The sequence below is a fragment of the Burkholderia sp. YIM B11467 genome (assembly GCF_052952715.1).
Window position 1 is genome coordinate 687,374 of record NZ_JBQVSQ010000003.1, and the last position, 18,505, is coordinate 705,878.

Genomic DNA, 18,505 nt, shown 5'->3' on the forward strand with positions numbered 1-18,505 from the left:
CTCCTTGTCTTCATCGAACAGGATGCAGCCGCTTGTTGGTTTCGACGCAGCGTGCGCGCGGCCGTCGCACGTGCGGTCTTTCGAATCGTTGCGTCAGTCGTGATACAGCGCCGCGCGCCCGCCATCGACGGTGATGCACGCGGCATTGATGAACGGCGCCTCGTCGGACGCCAGGAACACGGCCGTCATCGCGACCTCCTCCGGCCGGCCGATCCGCTTCATCGGTTGCAGCGCGAGCGTCTCGGCGCGCGCGACGGCCGGATCGGGTTGCGCGTCCCACCAGTCGCGCGTGAGCTGCGTCTCGATGTAACCCGGCGCGATCGCGTTCACGCGCACGTTGCGCGCCGCGTATTCGATGCCGAGCGCGCGCGTGAGGCCCAGCACGCCGTGCTTCGCGACCGGGTACGGAAAACAGCCCGGGATGATCCTGAACGCATGCGTCGATGCGATGTTCACGATGCTGCCGCGACCGCGCTCGACCATCCCTTCCAGCGCCGCGCGGCAGCCGTGCCACACGCCGTCGAGGTCGACCGCGAAGCAGCGCCGCCAGTCGTCGTCGGTCATCGTCAGCGGATCGGCGAACACGTTGATGCCCGCGTTGTTCACCAGTACGTCGAGCGGGCCGAAGGCCGCTTCGGTCTGCACGAGCGCAGCGCGCACCGAATCCTGCCGCGCGACGTCCGCATGCAGCGGCAGCACACGCGCGCCGTCGGTGTCGTGCGCAATTGCGGCGGCCGTGTGCTGCGCCTGCGGGAAGTCGAGATCGACGAGCGCGACGGCCGCGCCCTCGCGAGCGAACGCACAGGCGATCGCGGCGCCGATGCCACGGCCCGCGCCCGTCACCATCGCGACCTTGCCCGCGAGGCGGCCCATCATGCGGCTCCGCCGCGCGCGACGCGCAATCCGGCCTGGAACGCGCGCGCGTTCGCCGCGGTCGCGTCGGCCGGCTGGCCGGGCCGGTACAGCGCCGAGCCGAGCCCGAAGCCGTTCGCGCCGGCCGCGAGGAACGGCTGCATGTTGTCGGGCGAGATGCCGCCGACCGGGATCAGCGGCACCGCGCGGTCGATCACCGCGCGCCACGCCTTCACGACGGGCACGCCGAGCTGCTCGGCCGGGAACATCTTCAGCACGTCGGCGCCGTTCGCGAGCGCCGCGAACGCTTCGGTCGGCGTCGCGACACCCGGTGCGCTCGCGAGGCCACGCTCGCGTGCGCGGCGGATCACGGCCGCGTCGCTGTGCGGCATCACGATCAGCGCGCCGCCCGCGTCCTGCACGCGGTCGACGTACTCCGCACGAAGCACGGTGCCGGCGCCGACGATCGCGTCGTCGGGCAGCGCGCGCCGCAGCGCCGCGATGCTGCCGAACGGGTCCGGCGAGTTGAGCGGCACCTCGACGATCCGGAAGCCGGCTTCGTAGAGCGCATGGCCATGGTCGGCCGCATCGGCGGGCGTGATCCCGCGCAGGATCGCGATCAGCGGACACGCATCGAACGCGCGCATCAGTGCGGCGTGGGGCGTGTACGGCGCGGGCAACGTAAGGTCGGACGGCATGACGGGGTTCCTCTGCAATCGGTTCATTGGTCGGCGAAGACGGGCTCGCCGTCCGCGCGCACGAGCCCGGCGCGCGACGCGATCCGCCACAGGCCGCGCTCGGTCGCATGCGCGACGACCCGTGCATGCGTGTGGCCGAATTCGCGGAGCGCGGCGACGTAGCGCGCACACAGGCTGTCGTCGCCGATCAACCGCAGCGGCTGGGCCGCGAGCGCGATGCCGCGCTCCGCGAGCATCGCGTCGAGCGCGTTGAGTTCATGGCCGATCAGCAGGCCCGACAGGTAGTCGCCCTGCGCATCGGGCGCGAGCCGGTCGGTCAGGCCGAGCGTGCGCGTGCTGAAAATCGTCGCGAGCAGCCCCGTGCGCTGCGCGCCGCGCGCGACCGACACGCCGCGCACGAACGCCGCGTGGTCGGGCGACGCGCCCGCGCGCATCGTGCGGCCGAGTATCGTGTGGTCGCGCAGCACCGCGAACAGCTCGCCCGTCATGAAGGTCTGGAAGCGCTCGATCAGCCCGTCCTTCACCCACGCCCATTTCGCGTGCGTGCCCGGCAAGCCGATCAGTACCCCTGAACGATCGGTGCCAAGCGTGGGATCGCTCGCGAGTGCACCGAATATCTGCGTTTCTTCGCCGCGCATCACGTCGGGCAATTCGCCCGTCGCGATCACGCCCGGCACGATCGATACCGTCGTGCCGCGTGACGTCGTCACCGTGATGAGGCCCGCGACGAGCGCGTCGGCGCCGGCCGGCACCGCGACGTACGGCGCCTCGCGCCAGCCCTGCGCGCTGCCGACCATCCCGGCGGCGAGCACCGGCAGGCCGGGTGTGCGGTCGAGCCAGTCGCCGCACGCTTCCTCGAACACCGCGTCGAACGCGCGCGCGCCGCCGCCCGGGACATGCATCACGCCTGCCGCACGGCTGCGCGAGTCGACGAGCGCGCCATGCGCATCGTAGAGATAGGCGCGCAGCGACGTCGTGCCCCAGTCGAGCGCGATCAGCGACGGGGTGGCGGAGCTGGCATCCGGAACGGGCCGGGTCGAAGTCGTCATCGTTTGATCCTGCGGGTACCCTGCGGTGGGCTCCAGCCCAGTTCCGCGGAAATCGCTCGCGCTTCGCGCTGCACGAGCGGAATCAGTTCGTCCATCCGGTCATGCGGCATGTACGGAATCGTGCTCGCGACCGATACGGCCGCGACGACCGCGCCCGATGCGTCGCGGATCGGCGCGGCGACGCAGCGGATCGACGCTTCGTTCTCCTCGAGGTCGAACGTATAGCCGCCGGCCGCGTAATGGGCCATGCGCTGCAGGAACGCGCTCGTCTCTGGCCGGTTGTCGGGCTTGAAATTGACGCCGGCCAGCGCGCGCCGCGCGGCCTCGAACAGCGAGCGCCACAGGTCGGGATCGAGGTCGAGCATCATCGCCTTGCCGATGCCCGTCGAGGCGAGCGGCATCCGGTGGCCGACGCGCGAGCGCATCTCGAGGCCGCGCGTGCCGGGAATCTTGTCGATGTACAGCACGTCGTCGCCGTCGCGCACGCCGAGATGGATCGTGTCGAGCGTCGCTTCCGCGAGCGCTTCGAGATGCGGCCGCGCGACCGCGGTGAGCGGCATCTGTTCGAGCGCGATCGTGCCGAGCTCGATCAGCTTCGGGCCGAGCAGGTAACCGCCCTGCACCTGCCGCAGGTAGCGCGCCTGCACGAGGCTGCTGACGAGGCGGTGCGTCGTGCTGCGCGTCGTGCCGAGCGCGGCGCCGATCGCACGCATGTCGCGCGCGCCGTTCGCGATCGCCTCGAGGATCGCGAGACCGCGCAGCAGCGTCTGCGTGCCGGCCTGCTGCGCGGCGAGATCGAGCGGCGTGCTGGTCGCGCCGATGCTGTCGGTCAGCGACGTATCGTCCGGCGTCGCGCGCCGGGTGTCGAGGGCAAGGGGTACGGGCATCTTGGTCATGGAGCGGGCTTCTTCAACGGAATCGGTGAAGCCGCTCGCGCGGCGCCGGAACTGTGTCCGGTGCTGCGGCGTGGCGGCGGTCGATGCACCGAGGGAAGCGCCCGGCGAACTTCATGGAATGTGTCTCCGTGTGCGTCGGGCGCCGCGCGATGCGTGGGTCCGAAGCTGTCGATGTGCTTCGGATTGTAGGAGTGCACGCACTTGTCTCCAATATTTGAATGCGTTGCCCAGATAATGAGAATTCGGCGAACATCCGCCACCTGCAGGATGAAACGGCCGCGCCAAGTGCACGGGGGCGGAACCCGCTGTCACGCAGGTTCCGCCCCCGTTGGTCCACATCCGTCGCGCTTACTGCTGGCTTGTGCTGCGTGCCTGCATGTAGCGCTGCACGTCGGAGAACGACACGCGGCCGTTGCCGCTCGCGTCGATCTGCCGGAAGTGGTTCGCGACATAACCGAGGCCGGCCGCGCGCGCCTGCGCCTCGGTGATCGAACCCGTGCTCTGCGTATCGGCCGCGTCGAACTGCCGCGCGAGCTTGCGCACCACCTGCGCATGCAGCGCGGCGCCCGTCGTCTGCGTGCCGGCCGTCGGCTTGCGGGCGGCCGGCGGCACGTACGGATCGCCGAGCTGCGCCTGGCGCGCGCGCGCCGGTGCGGCGGTGTCGCTCGCCTGCGCGAACGCGGATACGGATGCTGCGGCGCTGGCGCAAACGAGCGCCGCGGCAACGACGATGAAACGATTCTTCATATCAGGCTCCAGTCTGGAATGAGGTCGTCGACGGCCGGCGACGCGCCACTGTGGACGCCGGTCGCCGGCCTCGCGCATCGCATCAGTGCGCGGCCGCGTTGTAGAAGGTCACGAGGTCGGCTTTCTCCTGCGGACGCGACGTATCGTCGAGATAGACCATGTGTCCGCCCTGATAGTCCTTGATCGTCAGGTTCGGTTGCGACCCGAGCCGCGCGAGGTCGAGCTCGGTCTGGTAGAACGGCGTCGCGATGTCGTGATACCCGTTCAGCGACAGCACCTTCAGCGACGGATTCAGCGTCAGCGCCGCGGCAAGATCGGGGATCGTGTCGGGCATCGCGAGGCCATCGTGCGTCCAGTCCCACGTGTTGATCGCATTGCTGCTCAACGAGTAGGCCGATTGCGCCGTGTATTTCAGCTCGTTCGGCAGGTAGCGGCCGATCGTGTCGGTGAACGGCTGCGTGATGTACGTGCTCGACGGATCGCCGCCCGACGCGAGCGGGCTCGATACCGGCACGTTCACACGCGCATCGTAGCGACCGATCAGCGTGCCCGGGACCAGCGACAACTGGAAGCTGTTGTCGAAGAAGGTCGGGATCACGTTGAAGTTCGCGTTCCACAGCGCCTGCTTCACGCCGGTCGAGTTCGCCATCGTCGTGACGAGATTCGGCGGCGGCGGCGTATGGCTCGCCAGGTACGCGTTCACGGCAGGCGCATAGCTGCCGGCCGTCAGCAGCCGCATCTGGTCCGCATACTGCGGCAGGTTCGACGGGTTCGGATTGTCGAGCTGGTAGTACGCGCCGACGGTGCCGTACGACGGCACGAAGCCCGCGCAGCTCACCGGGCTCGAACCGTTGTTCGAGTTGCCGATGTAGTCGCTCGCCATGTCGCAGTTCGTGTTGTAGTTCAGGATCGACGACTGCAGCACGATGCCGGCGAGCTTCACGCCGGCCGTCTCGAGCAGGTTCGCGAGCACGTCGGTGCGCGGCGTGCCGTACGACTCGCCAAACAGGTATTTCGGCGAATCGTTGCGCTGGTTCACGGTCAGGTAGCGGACCACGAAATCGCGGAACGCACCGCCGTCCTGGTCGACGCCCCAGAACGACTGGTTCGTGTTCGGCGCAACCGCTTCGGAGAAACCGGTGCCGATCGCATCGACGAACACGAGGTCGGTCGTGTCGAGCAGGCTTTCCTGGTTGTCGACGAACGGGAACGTCGACGTGTTCGCGTTCGGGTCGCCCGTCTGGATCCGCCGCGGACCGAACGAGCCGAGGTGCAGCCACACCGATGCCGAGCCGGGGCCGCCGTTGTACAGGAACGTGACGGGCCGCTTCGCCGCGGGCTGGTTGTCAGCCGTGTAGGCGACATAGAAGAACGACGCTTCGGGCGCGCCTGTCTGCGGATTACGCGCGACGAGGTGGCCGGCCGTGGCCGTGTAATGGATCGTCTTGCCGTTCAGCGTGATCTGGTGATGCGTGACGGCGGCCTTTTCCACCGCGGCGGACGCGTCGAGCGACGCGGTCGCGCTCGACGAATAACTGTTGGGATCGTTGTACGCCCTGTCCACCTGGCTGGCGGGATCGGCTGAATTGTCGGCGCTGGAAGCGGCGGACGACGTCACGTCGTCGTTGCAGGCCGTCAGGATCAGCGAAGAGAACACAACCCCCAACAACAGCTTGGCTTTGCTCGCTGGCATTGTTGCTTTCCTTCTCTCGGATGTTTTTGTATCGAGCAGCCTGATAAGCCGCCCCCCGCCTCGATTGCGGCCGATAAGCCGAGGCGCTGGCCAATATACGCGAGCCCGTCAGCTTTGAAAAATTTTGAAATATTTGGCGGGAGACCGGTGCAGCGCACACCTTTCAGAAATGCTTCGGTTCATGAAACGTTGCATTTCACGTGCCTTTCATCGACTTTCGCGTTTACCCGGCAATACTAAAAAAGCGCGGATTTCGTGCCATATCGCCCAATAAAATCGCGCGATCGAACGTATTGATCAGTAAAGCGAAATAGACGAATTCGTCTAATGGATATGGCCCGAAATGCGCGTGACACGAATGCGCTGCAGCGCACAAACGGCGCGTCGGCGGCGAAACGGACAATGCGACGGCGCGAACGCGCCGCTCACTCGGATTGCGGAAGCGCGGCCGCGCCCATTCGGCGGGCGATGATCGCCGCGCGCTGCGCCTGGTAGGCCGAACCGCGGTGCGCATCGAACCAGCGCGGCTTCGGCAACATCACCGCGAGGCGCGCCGACTGCCACGCGCCGAGCCGGCTCGCGGGGATCTTGTAGTAATAGCGCGCGGCTGCTTCGGCGCCATATACGCCGCGCCCCCACTCGACGGAATTCAGGTAGATCTCGAAGATCCGCTCCTTGTCGAGCACCGTTTCGAGCATCCACGTGATGATGAGCTCCTGCCCCTTGCGGATGTAGCTCTTCTCACGCGACAGGAACAGGTTGCGCGCGAGCTGCTGCGTGATCGTCGAGCCGCCCGCGACGATCCGGCCGCGCGCCTTGTTCTTCTCCCACGCCTGCAGGATCGCGTCGACGTCGTAGCCGTTGTTGGTCGCGAAGGTCGAATCTTCCGACGCGATCAGCGCGCGCTTCAGGTTGCGCGAGATCTGGTCGTACGGCACCCACTGGTGCTGGATCTGCGCGGGCGGCTGCTCGCGCGACAGCCACCATGCGTCGGTGCGCATGAACGCGGTCGAGCCCGGATTCACGAACGACCACAGCGTGATCTGCGCGAGATAGAACAGTTGCGTCGCGAGCCACGCGCCCGCGAACACCGCCCCCGCATAGACGATCCAGCGGGCCGGGCTGACCGTCCGCGTGCGCTGCGTGCCGCTCACCGCCGCCACGTGCCGCGCTCCGTTCAGCTCGCCGCGAGCGCCTGGCGCAGCGCGGCAAGCACCGGTGCACCGTCCGGCCGCACACCGCGCCAGATGAAGAACGATTCGGCCGCCTGCTCGACGAGCATCCCGAGCCCGTCGGCCGTGCGCGCACCGAGCGACGCCGCATGCTGCATGAACACGGTCGGCTGCGCGCCGTACATCATGTCGTACGCCAGCGTGCCCGCGCCGAACGCGGCCGCGTCGCACGCCGGCAGCGCCGCGTCGAGGCTGCCGGCCGTCGCATTGACGATCACGTCGTACGGCTCCGCGCGCACCACGTCGGGGCCGCCGCCCGCGAGCGTGCAGCCCGCATCGTGCGCGGCCTGCATGAACTGGCCGACGAGCGCCTCGGCCTTGCTTGCGGTGCGGTTCACGATCGTGATCGACAGCGGCGCGCGGTCGAGCAAAGGCAGCACGACACCGCGCGCGGCGCCGCCCGCGCCGAGCAGCAGGATGCGCGCACCCGCGAGCGACACGCCGAGGTTCGATTCGATGTCGCGCACGAGACCGACGCCATCGGTGTTGTCGCCGTGGATACGGCCGTCGGCGTCGATGCGCAGCGTGTTCACCGCACCCGCCGCCGCCGCACGCGGCGACAGCGTGTCGGCGAGCGCATGCGCTTCGAGCTTGAACGGCACCGTCACGTTCGCGCCGCGACCGCCTTCGGCAACGAACGCACGCACGGCCGCCTCGAAACCCTCGACCGGCGCGAGCCGGTGCGTGTAGTCGATCGGCTCGCCCGTCTGCGCGGCGAACTGCGCGTGGATGAATGGCGACTTGCTGTGCGCCACCGGGTTGCCGAACACCACGTAGCGGTCGGCGCCGCTCGTCGACGCAGCCGCATTCATGATGCGCGCCCCTCTTCGCTATCGTTGCCGTTGGCGCTCGCGGCTTCGCCGCCGACGTCCGCCGCCGCACCGTCCGCTTCGGCCAGCGCTTCCGCCTCGGTTTCCGCCGTGGCGTCTTCCGCGTCGATCAGCGTGTCGTCGCCGCCTTCGGCGTCATCCTCTTCCTCGGCCGCATCGCCGCTCGTCACGGTCGGCGCATCGAGCACGTTCAGCAACCGCACCGACGCCTCGATCGTCAGCTCGTCGAGCGACATCACGTCGAGCAGCACGCGCGTGCCGCGCGCATGCACGCCGAGCCCCGGCACGTGCAGCAGCAGCGGAATTTCCTCGAGGCGCACGAGATCGCCCTTCACCACCGCCGCAACGACCTGCTTCTTCTTCTCCTGCGCGAGCCAGCGCAGGCACCAGAAATACTCCATCCGGCGCTGGTAGTCGGCGTAGGCCGTGTAGGTGTCGTCGAAGCCCTGCACGACCGCATACAGGTCGGCGTCCTTCGGCTTGAACGGCGCGGCGAGCTTCGCGGTGACGCCATGCTGCACGCACGCGAGCAGTTGCCACTGGTTTACCAGATCGACGTAGCGGCGCAGCGGCGACGTGCTCCACGCGTACTGCGGCACGCCGAGGCCTTCGTGCGGCGCGGCCGTCGTCTGCATCCGCGTGCGCTTCGGGCCCGGCGCGCCGAAGCCGCGCTGCGAGCGGTAGATGCCGGGCACCGTGTGGTCATGCAGGAACGCGCCCCAGGTCGAGTTCGCGAGGATCGCGAGCTCCGACACGATCAGGTCGAGCGGCGACCCGCGGCGGCGCGGCGTGATCGACACGTGCTCGCCGTCGACGTAGAAGTTGTAGTCGGTGTTGCGCTGCACTTCGCGCTTGAGGCCGTAGCCTGCGCGTGCAAGCTGGCGCTTCTCGAACAGCGCCTGCGCGAGCGGCCACAGCACGGCGATGTCGTCCTTGTGCGGATACTCGCCGGTGCCGGCCGCGAGCGTCTCTTCGTTGACGAGCTCGTCGAGCGTGTTGTGACGCAGGTTGTTCTTCACGAACACGAGTTCGGCGCGCGTCTCGTTCGCGACGATGTCCTGCGTTTCGCGGTTGACGATGATGTACAGCGACAGCGCCGGGCGGTAATCGCCCTCCTTCAGCGTGAACACGTCGACGACGTCGTCCGGCAGCATCGTGATCTTGTCGCCCGGCATGTAGACGGTCGACAGGCGCGTGCGCGCGATCGCGTCGACCGCGTCGCCGCGCACGATGCCGAGCGCCGGCGCGGCGATGTGCACGCCGATCCGCACGCGGCCGTCGGACAGGTGCTCGACCGAGAATGCGTCGTCGATTTCGGTCGTCGTGATGTCGTCGATCGAGAAGGCCTCGACGTTCGCGCGCGGCAGGTCGTCCGGCAGCGCGCCGACCGTGACGGGCGGAAAGCCCGTGCCGTGCGGGAAGAACTCCGCGAGGAAGCGCGCCTCGTGCAGCGCGCGCGGCGACGCGATGCCGCCGCAGTCGAGCATCAGGCGCGCCGGCGACACGCCGCGTGCGCCGGCCGCCGCTTCCATCGCCTTGTATTCGATCGCGTTCTTGTCCGGCCGCGTCAGCAGCCCGAGCACCTTGCCCGCGAACGCGTCCGGCAGCTTGCCGGCCTTCAGTTCCTCTTCATACTGCACCTGGACGAGCGCCTGCTGGCGCTTGCGCTCGAGCGACGCGAGCGCCATCTTGAGCTGCTCTTCCGGCGCGCGCTGGTACTGGCCGCGCCCCTTGCGGCGGAAATAGACGGGCGAGCCGTGCAGCCGCAGCACCAGTGCCGCGCGCTCGACCGGGCCGTACGTCGCGCCGAAGTACTCCGCGGCCAACGCCGTATACGCGAACTCGTCGGACGGCGCGCATTCCCACAGGAAATCCAGATCGATCTGCTGCGCGGCCGTGTCGGCCTCCTGCATCAGCTCGCCCGCGGCCGGCTTGTCGAATTCGATCAGTACGTCTTTCGCGCGCACCTTCGCACGCCGCCCGCCGGGCAACTCGACCTGAAATGCGTCGCCCTGGCGCGACAGCACGCTGCCCGCCTTGAAACTGCCCGATTCCTCGAAGAAAACGTTCACTCAGTACTCTCGTTCAGACTGCCGGGCGCCGCGTCGGCGGCGCCGCATGATGATGGGGATTCGATCGGCACAGGGCCGGTTTATCGCGCTTTTCCGTCGCAAAACGCGAGAACGTCGTCGACATAGTCGGCAAATTCGCTAATCCCGTGATCGCTGCCGTCGATCACGCGGGTGTTCGCGCCCGGGTAATGGGCCAGCATCTCGCGGTAGTCGAGCACTTCGTCGCCGGTCGCCGCGAACAGATAGTAGCGTTCGGCACGCGTGATTGCCGGCACCCGCAGCGCGTCGAGCTCATGCAGGTGATGGCGCTCGACGACGATCGTGCCGCCGCCGTGCCACAGCGGCTGTTCGCCCAGATGCTGCTCGAGATCGCGCTGCGGCACGATGGCCGGATTCAGCAGCACGGCCTTCCAGCCGTGCTTCTCGGCCAGCCAGGTCGCGTAATAGCCGCCGAGCGAACTGCCGATCACGGTCACGTCGCGTGCGCCCGCGACCTCGGCTTCCGCGACGGCGATCGCCTCGAGCGGCGACATCGACAGCGACGGGCAGCGCCACTCGTCCGTGCGGCCGAGTTCGGCCATGCGCGCGGCGAGCAGCCGCGACTTCTGCGATTCCGGCGACGACCGGAAGCCGTGCAGATACAGGATCACGTGCGGCTCCCGAGCGCATCGAGCAGCTTCTGGTGCACGCCGCCGAAGCCGCCGTTGCTCATCACGAGCACATGGTCGCCCGGGCGCGCGGCCTCGACGACGGCCTTCACCAGCAGGTGGAGATCGTCGAACGCGCGCGCGTTGCCGCCGAGCGGCGCAAGCGCCTCGGCGAGATTCCAGCCGAGCGCGTCGCGCCCCGTCGGCGCGCCGTAACCGAACACGAGATCGGCATCGGCCAGGCTCGCCGGCAATTGCGACTTCATCACGCCGAGCTTCATCGTGTTCGAGCGCGGCTCGAGCACCGCGAGGATGCGGGCATTCTGGCTGCCGATGCGCGCACGAAGACCGGCGATCGTGGTTTCGATCGCGGTCGGATGGTGCGCGAAGTCGTCGTACACGGTTACGCCGTCCACGCTGCCGCGTACTTCCATGCGGCGCTTCACGTTGCGGAACGATGCGAGGGACGCGGCGGCCTGCGCGGGCGGCACGCCGACGTGGCGCGCGGCGGCAATCGCCGCCAACGCATTCATCCGGTTGTGATCGCCCTGCACCTGCCACGCGACTTCGCCGACGCGTTCGGCGTGCGAATACACCGCGAAGCGCTCGTCGACCGGCACGCCGTCCTCGGCCGGCAGCGCCTGCCAGCCGCCGTCGACGCCGAACCGCTCGACCTCGCTCCAGCAGCCGCGCGCCAGCACGCGCTCGAGCGCGTCCGAGCGGCCGTTCGTGACGATCCGGCCGACACCGGGCACGGTACGCACAAGATGATGGAATTGCGTCTCGATCGCGGCGAGATCCGGGAAGATGTCGGCGTGATCGAATTCAAGGTTGTTCAGCACCGCGGTGCGCGGCCGGTAGTGGACGAACTTCGAGCGCTTGTCGAAGAACGCCGTATCGTATTCGTCGGCCTCGATCACGAAGAAGCTCGAATCGGTGAGCCGCGCCGACACGCCGAAGTTCAGCGGCACGCCGCCGATCAGGAAACCCGGGTTCAGCCCCGAGTCTTCCAGCAGCCACGCGAGCATCGACGACGTGGTCGTCTTGCCGTGCGTGCCCGCCACCGCCAGCACCCATTTGCCCGCCAGCACGTGCTCGCCAAGCCATTGCGGGCCCGACACGTACGGCAGGCCGCGATCGAGGATCGCCTCCATCAGCGGGTTGCCGCGCGTGACGACGTTGCCGATCACGAACAGGTCCGGTTTCAGGTCGATCTGTTCGGCGCCGTAGCCTTCGATCAGCGTGATGCCCTGCGCCTCGAGCTGCGTGCTCATCGGCGGATAGACGCCCGCGTCGCAACCCGTCACCGTGTGGCCCGCCTCGCGCGCGAGTACGGCGAGACCGCCCATGAAGGTGCCGCAGATGCCAAGAATGTGGATGTGCATAGATGAATGCTTTCGCGCCGCCGGGCGCCGTCGATTCGGAAAAGATGCGTCTGCGGCGCGCCGGACAGGCCGTGCGACCGGCGCTCGCCGCCGCGACACAAAGAGCAGTATTGTAACTGACGGCCTGCCATGCCCGGCGGCCCGAACGATGCGCGCGAACGGCGCCTGCGCGCCGGGCGGCAGGCGGCCGTACCCGCGCTCGGGCGCCGCAGCGATCGAGTATGATTGCCGGATCATGTCTCGCAAACCTCTTGTCGACCCGCGGCGCGTCCGCGAGGAAATCGCCCAGTCCGCCGCCCGCCTGATCGCGGAGGACGGCCTGGACTACGCCAGTGCGAAACGCAAGGCCGCGCGCCAGTTGCTGGGCGATTCGCGCGTTGCCGGCGAATGGCTGCCGGATAACGACCAGATCGAGGAAGAACTGCGCGAGTACCTCGCCCTGTTCCAGAGCGACACGCAGCCGGACGAACTGCGTCGCCTGCGCGAAGTCGCGCTCGACTGGATGCAGCGGCTCGCCGAGTTCCGTCCGTATGTGACGGGCGCCGTGCTGAACGGCACCGCGAACGCGCATTCGGACATCCATTTGCAGGCATTCCCCGACAACCCGAAGGACGTCGCGATTTACCTGCTGAACCAGAACGTCCAGTACGACGTGTCCGAGACGCGGCACTTCGCGGGCCGCAACGACGTCGAGACGCTGAGCTTCCTGTGGCGCCCGCGGCGCGACGTGGACGCAATCGGCATCCACCTCGCGCTCTATGCGAGCGACGACCTGCGCGGCGCGGTCAAGGCCGACGCGCGCGGCCGCGTCGCCCGCGCGGATGCCACCGCGCTGCGCGTGCTCGTCGAGGCGGGCAAGGCCCCTTCCGAACCGGAATGATTCAACGATGATGATGAAACGCATGATGGCGCTCGCGGTGGTCGCGGCCGCCGCCGTTGCCGGCGGGATCGCCGCCGGCCATTGGTTCCGCGGCAGTGCCGACGACGGTGTCGCCGTCGCCGCGCCCGCCGCACAGGGCAACCCGGTCGACCAGTTGTGGGCGTCGTCGCTGACGGACGTCGACGGCAAGCCGGTCACGCTGGCGGCCTTCAAGGGCCAGAAGGTCGTCGTCAATTTCTGGGCGTCGTGGTGCGGCCCGTGCGTCGAGGAGATGCCCGAGCTCGTCGCGCTGTCGCACCAGTACAAGCAGAAAGGCATCCGTTTCATCGGGATCGGCGTCGATTCCGGGCAGAACGTGAAGAACTTTCTGCAGAAAGTGAAGGTCGACTATCCGGTTTTCGTCAGCGGATATGCGGGCGCCGATCTGGCCCGTAATTTTGGAAATACCGCCGGCGCGTTGCCGTTCACGGTCGTCATCGACCAGACCGGCAAGATTCGCGAGACAAAATTGGGACAAATCCAGCCGGCCGAGCTGAAAAAGACGCTCGACGCGCTGTAACCTGCTCGAACGACGGCCCGCACGTTGGCGGCGATTTGTGGGTCGATCGCCGCAATTTCGCGTGAATTCGCCGATACTTTACATCCGCACCGGTAATTCTTGCGGGTCCGGCGCGCCCGGCCGTTCGGCGAAACTAGACAAAATTCTCTAAATAGCGCTAAAGTTCGCGCAATTCCGCAGAAATAGAAGCGACCATGACACGATTGCTGGTGCTGCACGGCCCCAACCTGAACCTTCTCGGCACCCGGGAACCGGAGGTGTACGGCCACGTCACGCTGGCGCAGATCGATCAGGCGCTTGCCGCACGCGCCCGGGAAGCCGGTGCCGAACTGTCGTCGTTCCAGAGCAACCATGAAGGTGCGCTGGTCGACCGCATCCAGGCCGCGCGGGAGGAACAGACCGATTTCATCCTGATCAATCCGGCCGCGTATACGCACACGAGCGTCGCGATCCGGGACGCGATCGCCGGCGTTGGCATCCCGTTCGTCGAGGTTCACTTGTCGAACGTGCATCGCCGCGAAGCGTTCAGGCACCACTCCTACTTTTCCGACCAGGCCGAAGGCGTGATCTGCGGGCTTGGCTGGAAAGGTTATCTGTACGCGCTCGAGTACGCGCTGGACAAGCTGCAAGGCACGTCGCGCGGCTGATTTCGCGATCTAGATTCAGCGCCGGCCCCTAACCGGCGCTTTTACGTATTGAAAGGGGAATTCCCGATGGATCTTCGTAAGCTGAAAACTCTGATCGACCTCGTCTCCGAATCCGGCATCTCCGAGCTGGAAGTGACGGAAGGCGAAGGCAAGGTGCGCATCGTCAAGAACGCGCCGCCGGTCTACGTACAGCCGACGGCTGGGTATGCCCCGCAATTCAGCGCGCCCGCTCCGTCGGTCGCACTGCCGACCGAAGGCGCTGCTGCGCCAGCAGCCGGCGCTGCAGCGCCCGCCGTCCCGCAGGGCCATGTCGTGACGTCGCCGATGGTCGGCACGTTCTATCGTGCGCCGTCGCCGGGCGCGGACCCGTTCGTCCAGGTCGGCGACACGGTCAAGGAAGGCCAGACGATCTGCATCATCGAAGCGATGAAGCTGCTCAACGAGATCGAGTCGGACAAGGCCGGCGTGGTCAAGGAAATCCTCGTCGAGAACGGCCAGGCCGTCGAATACGGCCAGCCGCTTTTCGTGATCGGCTAAGCCCGCCGCGCGGCCAGCCGGCCGCGCGCCGCCGATGCTCGCCAGGCGCCGTTCGCGCGCCCCTCGAAGAGACGAATACTCGCTATGTTTGAAAAAATCCTCATTGCCAATCGCGGTGAAATCGCGCTGCGCATTCAGCGCGCGTGCCGCGAGCTCGGCGTCAAGACGGTGGTCGTCTACTCGGAAGCCGACAAGGAAGCCAAGTACGTGCGCCTCGCGGACGAAGCCGTCTGTATCGGCCCGGCCCCGTCGAACCTGAGCTACCTGAACATGCCGGCGCTGATCAGCGCCGCGGAAGTCACCGATGCCGAGGCGATCCACCCCGGCTACGGCTTCCTGTCGGAGAACGCCGATTTCGCGGAGCGCGTCGAACAGTCGGGCTTCACGTTCATCGGTCCGCGCCCGGAAACGATCCGCATGATGGGTGACAAGGTCACCGCGAAGCAGACGATGATCAAGACCGGCGTGCCGTGCGTGCCGGGCTCGGAAGGCGCGTTGCCGGACGATCCGAAAGAGATCGTCAAGATTGCGCGCTCGATCGGCTATCCGGTCATCATCAAGGCCGCCGGCGGCGGCGGCGGTCGCGGGATGCGCGTCGTGCACACCGAGGCCGCGCTCGTCAACGCGGTCAACATGACCCGCGAGGAAGCCGGCCGTGCGTTCGGCAACCCGCAGGTGTACATGGAGAAGTTCCTCGAGAACCCGCGCCACATCGAGATTCAGGTGCTGTCCGACGCGTACAAGAACGCGATCTGGCTCGGCGAGCGCGATTGCTCGATGCAGCGCCGCCACCAGAAGGTGATCGAGGAAGCGCCGGCACCCGGCATTCCGCGCCGCCTGATCGACCGCATCGGCGACCGCTGCGCGGACGCGTGCAAGAAGATGGGCTACCTCGGCGCGGGCACGTTCGAGTTCCTGTACGAAAACGGCGAGTTCTACTTCATCGAGATGAACACGCGCGTGCAGGTCGAGCACCCTGTGTCGGAAATGATCACCGGCGTCGATATCGTGCAGGAACAGATCCGCATCGCGGCCGGCGAGAAGCTCGCGCTGCGCCAGCGCGACATCCAGTTCCGCGGACATGCGATCGAATGCCGGATCAACGCCGAGGATCCGTTCAAGTTCACGCCGTCGCCGGGCCGGATCACGTCGTGGCATACGCCGGGCGGCCCCGGCGTGCGCGTCGACTCGCATGCCTACAATGGCTATTTCGTGCCGCCGAACTATGATTCGATGATCGGCAAGCTGATCACCTACGGCGCCACGCGCGACCAGGCGATCCGCCGGATGCGCATCGCGCTGTCGGAAATGGTCGTCGAAGGCATCCAGACCAACATCCCGCTGCACCGCGAGCTGATGATCGACTCGAAGTTCGTCGAAGGCGGCACCAGCATCCATTACCTCGAAAACCGGCTCGCGCAGAAGCAGCAGGTCGCACCGGAAGAAGCGTAAGCATGAGTTATCGCGAACTCGTCGTCGAACTGGCCCGTGAGCATGCGGAGGCATTGTCCGACGCGCTGCTCGAACTCGGCGCGCTGTCGGTGTCCGTCGAGGACGCCGACGCCGACACGCCCGACGAACAGCCGCTCTTCGGCGAGCCGGGCCTCGTGCCCGATCGCACCGCGTGGCAGCACTCGCGCGTGGTCGCGCTGCTGTCGGCCGACCACGAGCCGGCCGTGCTGCTCGCGGCGGCCGCGAACGAAATCGGCGTCGCCGAGACGCCGACCTTCACCGTCCGCGAAGTCGAGGAACAGGACTGGGTACGGCTCACGCAATCGCAGTTCGAACCGATCCCGATCGGCGAGCGGATCTGGGTCGTGCCGTCGTGGCACGATGCGCCCGATCCCGACGCGCTCGTCCTCGAACTCGACCCCGGCCTCGCGTTCGGCACCGGCAGCCACCCGACCACGCGCCTTTGCATGGAATGGCTCGAACAGTCGGTGAAGCCCGGCCAGTCGGTGCTCGACTACGGCTGCGGCTCCGGCATTCTCGCGATCCTCGCGAAGAAATGCGGGGCGAACCCCGTCATCGGCATCGACATCGATCCGCAGGCGGTTGAATCGGCGCGGCAGAACAGCGAACGCAACCGTGCGGAAGTCACGTACGGACTGCCCGATGCATGCCCGGAAGGCGAATTCGACATCGTCGTCGCGAACATCCTGTCGAACCCGCTGAAGCTGATGGCGTCGATGCTGGCGTCGAAGGTCAAACCGGGCGGGCGCATCGCGCTGTCGGGCGTGCTCGCGCGTCAGGCGGACGAAGTCGCGGCCGTCTACGCGCGCTACGTCGACATCGCGGTCTGGCGTGAACACGAAGGTTGGGTATGCCTCGCCGGAACCCGGCGGGAAAGCCATTAGAATAGCGCTGTCCTTCACTCTGGCCAGCAGGCCGCCCGGCTCGACATGCTTCTTGCGACGCGCTGCCCTCATTGCGAAACCGTCTTCCGGCTGCAGCAGGAACAGCTCTCGCTGCATCAAGGGCTCGTGCGCTGCGGGCATTGCCACGAAGTCTTCAACGCGTCCGAATCGCTCGTTCCCGAGCACGCGCAGCAGCCCGAACCGGTCTTGACCGAAATGGCTGCCGCGCCGGACGACGGCGACGCGCACCATCAGGCCGTGCCGCCACGACTGTTCGTCGGCGCACCGGCCGGGTCGTCATCCGACACCGATTACAAGCCGGAAGGCTGGGACATGTGGGCGCCGTGGCTCGACGCCGGCGTCGATCCGTCGCTGCAGCACAGCGTGGAGACCATACGCACCGAGCCACTGGTGCCGCTCGCGCTCCCGGACACGGACGCCGGTGTCGTTCACCTGTCGGGTACGCCCACGCCGATCGCATCCTCCCCGGCCGAACTGGACGCCTCCGCCGCCATCGAGCCACCGACCGAAGCGCATTCGACACAGCCGCAACACGAAACGGAAGTTCCGGCCGCCCCCATCGCGTCGTCGACCGTCGAGCGCGACCCGCGTGAGCCCCGCTTCGTCGCGCACGTTCCATCGGACGCGGATACCGCTGCCGATGACGCCGAACCCGTCGGCAACACGCACTTCGCCGTGCCGGAAGACGAACGCGCGCCGCGCGAACCGCGTTTCGCGTTTGCTCCGGCACCGGCTGTAACCGAAGCCGAACCCGAGCCCGACGCCGGCATCGCGCGGCACGACAAGACACCGACCACGGCCGCCGACGAGCCGGTCGCCCCGTTCCCGGCCGCGCTGACCGACGACGATCGCCCGCACTTCGCCGTCACGCGCGAGACGCGCGCGCCGCAGCGGCGCGGGATGCTCGGCGGCTTTCTCGGCGGCCTGGTCGCCGCCGTGCTGGCCGTGCTGCTCGTCGCGCAACTCGCGTGGTGGCAACGCGAAACGCTGATGATCTACTGGCCCGTCACGCAGGGCTGGTTCCGGCAGGCCTGCGCGCCGCTCGGCTGCACGGTCGCGCCGCCGCGCGCGATCGACGGCCTGCGGCTCGACGCGACCGACCTGCGCCAGCTCGACGGCCCGCGCGAGCTCGAACTGAAGGTACCGCTGACGAACCGCTATCGCGTCGCGCTGGCGTATCCGTCGCTCGAGCTGACGCTGCTCGACGACACCAATCACGTAACCGTGCGCCGCGTGCTCGCGCCGCGCGACTACGTGCGCCCGGGCACGCCGATCGACGCCGGGCTGCCGCCCGGTACGACGCAGACGATGGTCGTCCGCCTCGAAACGAACGGCACGCCCGCCTCGAATTTCCGCGTCCAGATCTTCTATCCGTGACGCGCCGCGGCGCGCGCAGGCGCGCC

The 18,505-nt window shown here is 67.7% G+C and carries 18 protein-coding genes; 7 read left to right on the top strand and 11 right to left on the bottom strand.

All coding sequences use genetic code 11. From position 1 onward, the window contains the following. Nucleotides 1-93: 93 nt before the first annotated feature. The 11 genes from ACTRWB_RS15120 to mpl all read right to left on the bottom strand — a co-directional run bounded on the left by ACTRWB_RS15120 (nt 94) and on the right by mpl (nt 12,101). Nucleotides 94-873: an SDR family oxidoreductase gene (locus ACTRWB_RS15120; protein WP_446902377.1), complete on the bottom strand. Its 780-nt coding sequence runs from the start codon at nt 871-873 to the stop codon at nt 94-96. Further along, nucleotides 873-1,550 (bottom strand): 2-dehydro-3-deoxy-6-phosphogalactonate aldolase, encoded by a 678-nt coding sequence (locus ACTRWB_RS15125; RefSeq protein ID WP_419686175.1) that lies wholly within the window; start codon nt 1,548-1,550, stop codon nt 873-875. The genes ACTRWB_RS15120 and ACTRWB_RS15125 overlap by 1 nt, the downstream gene beginning before the upstream one ends. Before the next feature lie 23 nt (nt 1,551-1,573). Then, a complete protein-coding gene (locus ACTRWB_RS15130; protein ID WP_446902339.1) occupies nt 1,574-2,599 on the bottom strand; it encodes a 2-dehydro-3-deoxygalactonokinase in 1,026 nt (341 codons plus the stop codon). Continuing rightward, nucleotides 2,596-3,495: an IclR family transcriptional regulator gene (locus tag ACTRWB_RS15135; RefSeq protein ID WP_048251172.1), complete on the bottom strand. Its 900-nt coding sequence runs from the start codon at nt 3,493-3,495 to the stop codon at nt 2,596-2,598. The genes ACTRWB_RS15130 and ACTRWB_RS15135 overlap by 4 nt, the downstream gene beginning before the upstream one ends. A gap of 348 nt (nt 3,496-3,843) precedes the next feature. After that, nucleotides 3,844-4,242 (bottom strand): EF-hand domain-containing protein, encoded by a 399-nt coding sequence (locus ACTRWB_RS15140; RefSeq protein WP_446902340.1) that lies wholly within the window; start codon nt 4,240-4,242, stop codon nt 3,844-3,846. Between the two features lie 82 nt (nt 4,243-4,324). Continuing rightward, entirely contained in the window at nt 4,325-5,935 is a 1,611-nt protein-coding gene (locus ACTRWB_RS15145; RefSeq protein ID WP_446902341.1) for a S10 family peptidase, read from the bottom strand. Between the two features lie 425 nt (nt 5,936-6,360). Beyond that, nucleotides 6,361-7,098 (bottom strand): monofunctional biosynthetic peptidoglycan transglycosylase, encoded by a 738-nt coding sequence (gene mtgA / locus ACTRWB_RS15150; RefSeq protein WP_446902342.1) that lies wholly within the window; start codon nt 7,096-7,098, stop codon nt 6,361-6,363. Nucleotides 7,099-7,112: 14 nt separating this feature from the next. Then, the gene (aroE, locus tag ACTRWB_RS15155; protein WP_446902343.1) at nt 7,113-7,979 is read right to left on the bottom strand and encodes a shikimate dehydrogenase; all 867 of its coding nucleotides are present in this window, start codon (nt 7,977-7,979) and stop codon (nt 7,113-7,115) included. Further along, the gene (locus tag ACTRWB_RS15160; protein ID WP_446902344.1) at nt 7,976-10,069 is read right to left on the bottom strand and encodes an RNB domain-containing ribonuclease; all 2,094 of its coding nucleotides are present in this window, start codon (nt 10,067-10,069) and stop codon (nt 7,976-7,978) included. The genes aroE and ACTRWB_RS15160 overlap by 4 nt, the downstream gene beginning before the upstream one ends. An 80-nt stretch (nt 10,070-10,149) precedes the next feature. After that, nucleotides 10,150-10,719, bottom strand: coding sequence for a YqiA/YcfP family alpha/beta fold hydrolase (locus ACTRWB_RS15165; RefSeq protein WP_446902345.1), 570 nt, complete (start codon nt 10,717-10,719; stop codon nt 10,150-10,152). Further along, complete coding sequence (gene mpl / locus ACTRWB_RS15170) at nt 10,716-12,101, bottom strand: UDP-N-acetylmuramate:L-alanyl-gamma-D-glutamyl-meso-diaminopimelate ligase (protein WP_129513669.1); 1,386 nt, start codon at nt 12,099-12,101, stop codon at nt 10,716-10,718. The genes ACTRWB_RS15165 and mpl overlap by 4 nt, the downstream gene beginning before the upstream one ends. A 235-nt stretch (nt 12,102-12,336) precedes the next feature. Between mpl and ACTRWB_RS15175 the strand changes: the two genes are divergently transcribed. From ACTRWB_RS15175 to ACTRWB_RS15205, 7 genes are all read left to right on the top strand, one after another. Further along, nucleotides 12,337-12,981, top strand: a complete 645-nt coding sequence (locus ACTRWB_RS15175) for a UDP-N-acetylmuramate--alanine ligase (protein WP_446902346.1) — start codon at nt 12,337-12,339, stop codon at nt 12,979-12,981. A gap of 7 nt (nt 12,982-12,988) precedes the next feature. Then, nucleotides 12,989-13,540 (top strand): TlpA family protein disulfide reductase, encoded by a 552-nt coding sequence (locus tag ACTRWB_RS15180; protein ID WP_446902347.1) that lies wholly within the window; start codon nt 12,989-12,991, stop codon nt 13,538-13,540. A gap of 194 nt (nt 13,541-13,734) precedes the next feature. Next, a complete protein-coding gene (gene aroQ, locus ACTRWB_RS15185) occupies nt 13,735-14,187 on the top strand; it encodes a type II 3-dehydroquinate dehydratase (protein ID WP_111015348.1) in 453 nt (150 codons plus the stop codon). Between the two features lie 66 nt (nt 14,188-14,253). Then, nucleotides 14,254-14,724 (top strand): acetyl-CoA carboxylase biotin carboxyl carrier protein, encoded by a 471-nt coding sequence (accB, locus tag ACTRWB_RS15190; protein ID WP_446902348.1) that lies wholly within the window; start codon nt 14,254-14,256, stop codon nt 14,722-14,724. 84 nt (nt 14,725-14,808) lie between these two features. Then, nucleotides 14,809-16,176: an acetyl-CoA carboxylase biotin carboxylase subunit gene (gene accC / locus ACTRWB_RS15195; protein WP_193097593.1), complete on the top strand. Its 1,368-nt coding sequence runs from the start codon at nt 14,809-14,811 to the stop codon at nt 16,174-16,176. A gap of 2 nt (nt 16,177-16,178) precedes the next feature. Beyond that, nucleotides 16,179-17,081, top strand: a complete 903-nt coding sequence (gene prmA, locus ACTRWB_RS15200) for a 50S ribosomal protein L11 methyltransferase (RefSeq protein ID WP_048251161.1) — start codon at nt 16,179-16,181, stop codon at nt 17,079-17,081. Nucleotides 17,082-17,126: 45 nt separating this feature from the next. Continuing rightward, the gene (locus ACTRWB_RS15205) at nt 17,127-18,479 is read left to right on the top strand and encodes a DUF3426 domain-containing protein (protein WP_446902349.1); all 1,353 of its coding nucleotides are present in this window, start codon (nt 17,127-17,129) and stop codon (nt 18,477-18,479) included. Nucleotides 18,480-18,505 lie beyond the last annotated feature (26 nt).

Coding starts and splice junctions, on each gene's coding strand:
- ACTRWB_RS15120 (WP_446902377.1), bottom strand. CDS start 873: ATGGGCCGCCTCGCGGGCAAGGTCGCGATGGTGACGGGCGCGGGCCGT.
- ACTRWB_RS15125 (WP_419686175.1), bottom strand. CDS start 1,550: ATGCCGTCCGACCTTACGTTGCCCGCGCCGTACACGCCCCACGCCGCA.
- ACTRWB_RS15130 (WP_446902339.1), bottom strand. CDS start 2,599: ATGACGACTTCGACCCGGCCCGTTCCGGATGCCAGCTCCGCCACCCCG.
- ACTRWB_RS15135 (WP_048251172.1), bottom strand. CDS start 3,495: ATGACCAAGATGCCCGTACCCCTTGCCCTCGACACCCGGCGCGCGACG.
- ACTRWB_RS15140 (WP_446902340.1), bottom strand. CDS start 4,242: ATGAAGAATCGTTTCATCGTCGTTGCCGCGGCGCTCGTTTGCGCCAGC.
- ACTRWB_RS15145 (WP_446902341.1), bottom strand. CDS start 5,935: ATGCCAGCGAGCAAAGCCAAGCTGTTGTTGGGGGTTGTGTTCTCTTCG.
- aroE (WP_446902343.1), bottom strand. CDS start 7,979: ATGAATGCGGCTGCGTCGACGAGCGGCGCCGACCGCTACGTGGTGTTC.
- mpl (WP_129513669.1), bottom strand. CDS start 12,101: ATGCACATCCACATTCTTGGCATCTGCGGCACCTTCATGGGCGGTCTC.
- ACTRWB_RS15175 (WP_446902346.1), top strand. CDS start 12,337: ATGTCTCGCAAACCTCTTGTCGACCCGCGGCGCGTCCGCGAGGAAATC.
- ACTRWB_RS15180 (WP_446902347.1), top strand. CDS start 12,989: ATGATGATGAAACGCATGATGGCGCTCGCGGTGGTCGCGGCCGCCGCC.
- aroQ (WP_111015348.1), top strand. CDS start 13,735: ATGACACGATTGCTGGTGCTGCACGGCCCCAACCTGAACCTTCTCGGC.
- accB (WP_446902348.1), top strand. CDS start 14,254: ATGGATCTTCGTAAGCTGAAAACTCTGATCGACCTCGTCTCCGAATCC.
- accC (WP_193097593.1), top strand. CDS start 14,809: ATGTTTGAAAAAATCCTCATTGCCAATCGCGGTGAAATCGCGCTGCGC.
- prmA (WP_048251161.1), top strand. CDS start 16,179: ATGAGTTATCGCGAACTCGTCGTCGAACTGGCCCGTGAGCATGCGGAG.
- ACTRWB_RS15205 (WP_446902349.1), top strand. CDS start 17,127: ATGCTTCTTGCGACGCGCTGCCCTCATTGCGAAACCGTCTTCCGGCTG.